General features: G+C 46.3%; 1 protein-coding gene. It reads right to left on the minus strand.

Translation table 11 applies throughout. The features are described 5' to 3' along the window. Positions 1–4,565: calcium-binding protein (locus A3757_RS27595; protein ID WP_304439184.1), on the minus strand; the 4,565-nt coding region annotated here is incomplete at both ends.

Here is a 4,565-nt window from a genome sequence, read left to right on the forward strand (position 1 = left end):
TGACCTCGCCTATCGTATCGGTAATTTCGACCTCGGTGTCATTCACAAGCAAGTGATCAAGTTGATAGCGCCAATTTCCATAGTCTCTATCAAAATGCAAACTGACCTCAACAGACCAGTCCAAAGCCTCGCCAGCGCTAATAAATAGTGAGTGTCGACCTTTCATTCTGAATTCAATGTCACTTGCATCGATATCACCCTGAAGGTTTAGCGTATTTAAGCCTCCACCGAATACAACTTCATCATGGCCTTCACCCACATTCATACTAACGGTATCATCGCCATCGCCGGCATTAACGTAATCATTCCCGGCACCGCCATTCAATTCATCATTGCCCTCACCACCATAGAGCCAATCATTACCAGAATTACCAAACAATTGGTCAGCGCCCGAATAACCTAGCAACGAGTCGTCACCTTGCCCACCGCTGAGGTGGTCGTTGCCTTGACCTCCGACAATGCTGTCATTCCCTGCCAAACCATCAATTTCGTCATCAGCATCACCTGCAACAAAATAGTCGTCACCTTCGGTAATAGAATTAATGATCAAAGCATAGATATCTGTTTCAGCCCATTCGGAACCATCAGAAAACTCGAAAGTAGATACTTGGCCGGTACTGGTCGTATCGTCACTAGAGTTTGAAAAGTAACGTGCGACAGTAAGAGTTTCACCTGTAGATTTGACAGTAATAAGCAGGTGGTCACGATAACTATTATGGGTATCCTTAACACGCTCTAACTCGAGATCATTCGCTTGAATTGACTCATCAAACATGACGGTATTACTCCCGACAAGGCTTGAATTACTATCAAAGTCGATAATGTCATGACCGGACCCAATGCCGTATAAATACGTATCATTGCCTAAACCACCTGTTAGGGAATCGTCCCCCGCACCACCATCTAAAGTATCATTGCCGGTACCTCCATTTAAGGTGTCGCGCCCTTCTCCGCCTAAGAGTATGTCATCACCGTCCAAGCCATTTAGATTATCATCTCCCGCCAATCCACTTAGCGTATCAGCGTCAGCTGTCCCCTGAATGGTATCGTTGCCCGCTGTTGCCTCAAATGTTTTAGTTCGAAGCTCAGAATCTGACCATGTTGACGAAGTTGCATCAAATTGAATCGAGAGACTTGTTCTCTGGCTTGGATCCGTATCGAAAAAGCCAAAGACTTCGATTGTTTCTCCGCTGGCAGTCAGGGTTATGATCAAATCATCGTAGCTATTCACCAGGTCTATTTCACTTGGGTCAACCGTCTCGGAAAATATGAGTAGATGAGACGCTTCAGCACCTTCTGCACGAATTTGATCATTCCCATCTCCCAAAGCATAGTGATAGATATTATGGCCCGCACCTCCGTATAAATAGTCATCGCCATTACCGCCAATTAAGGTGTCATCACCATCATTTCCATATAATGTGTCTTGCCCATCCCCCCCATTTAGCTCATCACTCCCTTGGTTTCCAGACAATATGTCATTACCTTCATCACCGAAGAATTGGTCATTCCCCTCTTGACCTGTGATCGTATCATTGCCCGCAAGCCCGCTAATGACCTCACCTTCTGCACTCGCTTGAACGACATCGTCATACGGTGTTGCAGCCTGAATTCGGCTTCGCACTTCATCGCTGTCCCATGAAGTACCGTCGGAAAAGTTAATCGCTGTTAAGGCGTAATTAGGGTCATCTTCTTTAAAGAAGCTTTCAACGACGATGCTGTCATCATTGCCAAGAACAAGCTTTAGATCATCACCACTTCGTGTCACATAGCTGGTCTGGGCAGCAATCGACTCATCGAAAACAAGGACATCTTGTCGACCTTCAGTTTCATCATAGGTCGAGATATAGTCAGCACCATCACCCAGGCTATACAGGTAGGTATCATTTCCTGCTCCGCCAAAAATGACATCGTCTCCTTCTCCTCCTGCAATAACGTCATCACCGACATCACCATACAGATAATCATCCCCACTATTGCCATTGATTGCGTCGTTATCATCACCACCATAGACATAATCCTGGCCGTCTCCGGCATCAATAGTGTCGGCACCACTGAACCCATAATAGTGCTTCGAGCCTACGCCGTCCGAGGTGATATGGTCATCACTATCCGTTCCTAGGTTAGTTCCATTGGACAAGTTGTCGACAATGAGAGATAAACTTGAACCATCAGCAAATCGAGCTTCACGGATGTACGAGAAAGTCGTCTGCGACATAGCGATCACATCACTTTCATTCGAGCCATAATTTATCTTAATAAAACTGTCGCTTGTAGGATCTTGAGAAGAAGGTCTCGCATAGGTATAAATATCGCCAGCATTCAAACCACCCTCAAAAGCTAGGATATTGATGCCTTGGGTATCAGTAATATAGATCGTACCGTCACCGGGCTTCACGATAAAGGTATCATTACCCGCGCCTCCGTCTAAGCGGTCTGTACCCGAGCCTCCAGATAAAACGTCATCACCTTTTCCACCCTGGATCTGGTCATTACCTGCGCCGCCATATAATTGATCATCACCTTCACCGCCGTAAAGCCAGTCATGCTGCTCCCCGCCATTAAGACGGTCATTCCCTTCGTCGCCATAGAGAACATCACTACCTTCATCACCATTAATTGTGTCGGAGCCCGTTCCCCCATAAAGCCAGTCAGTCTCACTCCCACCATGAAGCGTATCATTTCCACCATTGCCGTATATTGTATCGACGCCAGCACCGCCTTTTAGGGTATCGTTACCGCTCCATTCTTCTTGGAATTCGACATAATCATCAGCCGTAATTAAGCGCTCTACACCCTCCTTATTGGTATAAGACAGATACTGACCTTCAGCTGTGAAAAAGCCATTGTCGTTGGATTTATCACCTTCGATGTAGTCATCTCCATCACCACCGTCAATCGTATCATCACCCGCTTCACCCAAGATGATATCGTCCCCCTGACCACCATCAATGGTATCGTTATAGCTCAGGCTTTCATCCAGACGGTCAATATGATCTGTGATGGTAAAGATGCGAATATCACCACCTAAACCAGGCTCAGTATAGCGAACACGGTTACCGGCGGAGTCTCCCATAATAAAATCATTGTCGGCACCACCATCAATAACGTCATTACCTTCGCCACCATATATTTGGTCCTCGCCCGCACCACCCGATAGTATGTCGGTGTACTTGCCTGAAGAGATTCGGTCATTTCCGGCCCCCCCGTCGACGATATCTACATCACCGACATCAGTTCCGGCTTCATTGAGCACTTCGCCCGTTTCAGCATCAATATTTATGTAAGGGCCATTGCCAAAGATGAAGTCGATACCTTCTCCACCCGACAAGGTATCGGACCCACTGCCGCCAACCAAGGTATCATTACCCGTTCCGCCAACAAGGTTATCTTTACCAGCATGACCGAATAGCTCGTCGTTACCTTCGCCACCGAGCAGGTCATCATCACCTAGATTACCTTTCAGTACGTCATCTTCTACACCGCCTTTTAGATAATCATTGCCATGACTGCCCCAGAACTCCCAGTCATTGCCGGCGTATCCATCGTTATATAAGTCAGCATCATATAAGCTGGCATCATAGAAAATATTATCTTCAATAGTAGCCGTTCCACCTCTACTGGGAGCCCAGTTGTTAACACCATCGTAGTTATGGCCTGAACCGACGACGATGTCTCCACCTGCGGGGCTTGGTTCAGGTTCGTTGTTTTCAACATTAATACCGAAGCGGGAAAAGTCTGATTGAGCGATGACGTCGACAATATCCCCATTAGCGCCTACGGCTCTAAAGCCTGACACAGTGAGTTGATAGCGATAGGGATCGTTTTCATCTAATGCGTTTTTATATGAGTCTTCTGTACCAGAAACTTTTTCTAGAGCAGTGATGGTTCGACCACCAATTATGAGGGTGTTTATTCCTTCAGTATCTTCAATCCTGTCGTAGCCGTGACCTTGTGTGAAGTGGTAGGTATCGTTGTCTGCTCCGCCGACTAAGAAATCGTTTCCAGTGCCGCCGTGAAGGTGGTCGTTTCCTTTTCCGCCATCTAGAACATCTTCGCCCTCTCTGCCAAATAAAATGTCATCACCGCCATTTCCATATAGGTGATCATGATACTCTCCGCCCTCTAATCCAGAAGTATCATTGTCTTCTGTCCCGAAAGTATATGTATTTACCTTATCTGCGAAGAGGTAGTTTTTAGCTATATCTCCAGTTTGCAAGTCCTTAAAAAGTGCGTATTCAGTCCCCAAGCCGTCCCCATATGGAAGGTTCTCTCGGTTTTGTGAAAGTGTTAGCTCATAAAAATTAAGCCTATCAACCCAATAGGGTTCGGAATAAGTATCTTTAGCATAGCGATCTGATTCCCTGATTTCCGAAGAAACAGCACTTGCCAGTTCAGGGCCCATTAGGATGAATGGCAGATTATTGATCACACTATATCGGGCTAATCGGGCGTCCAGATCAAAGTAACCGGATTGATTAAGCCAGTGCTCTAATTGCTCTCTATCCACTCCTCTAGCATCAGCAACAGTCGAAAAGTGTATGCCCTGACTCAACAGCGTATGA

The sequence above is a fragment of the Oleiphilus sp. HI0117 genome, from assembly GCF_001635235.1.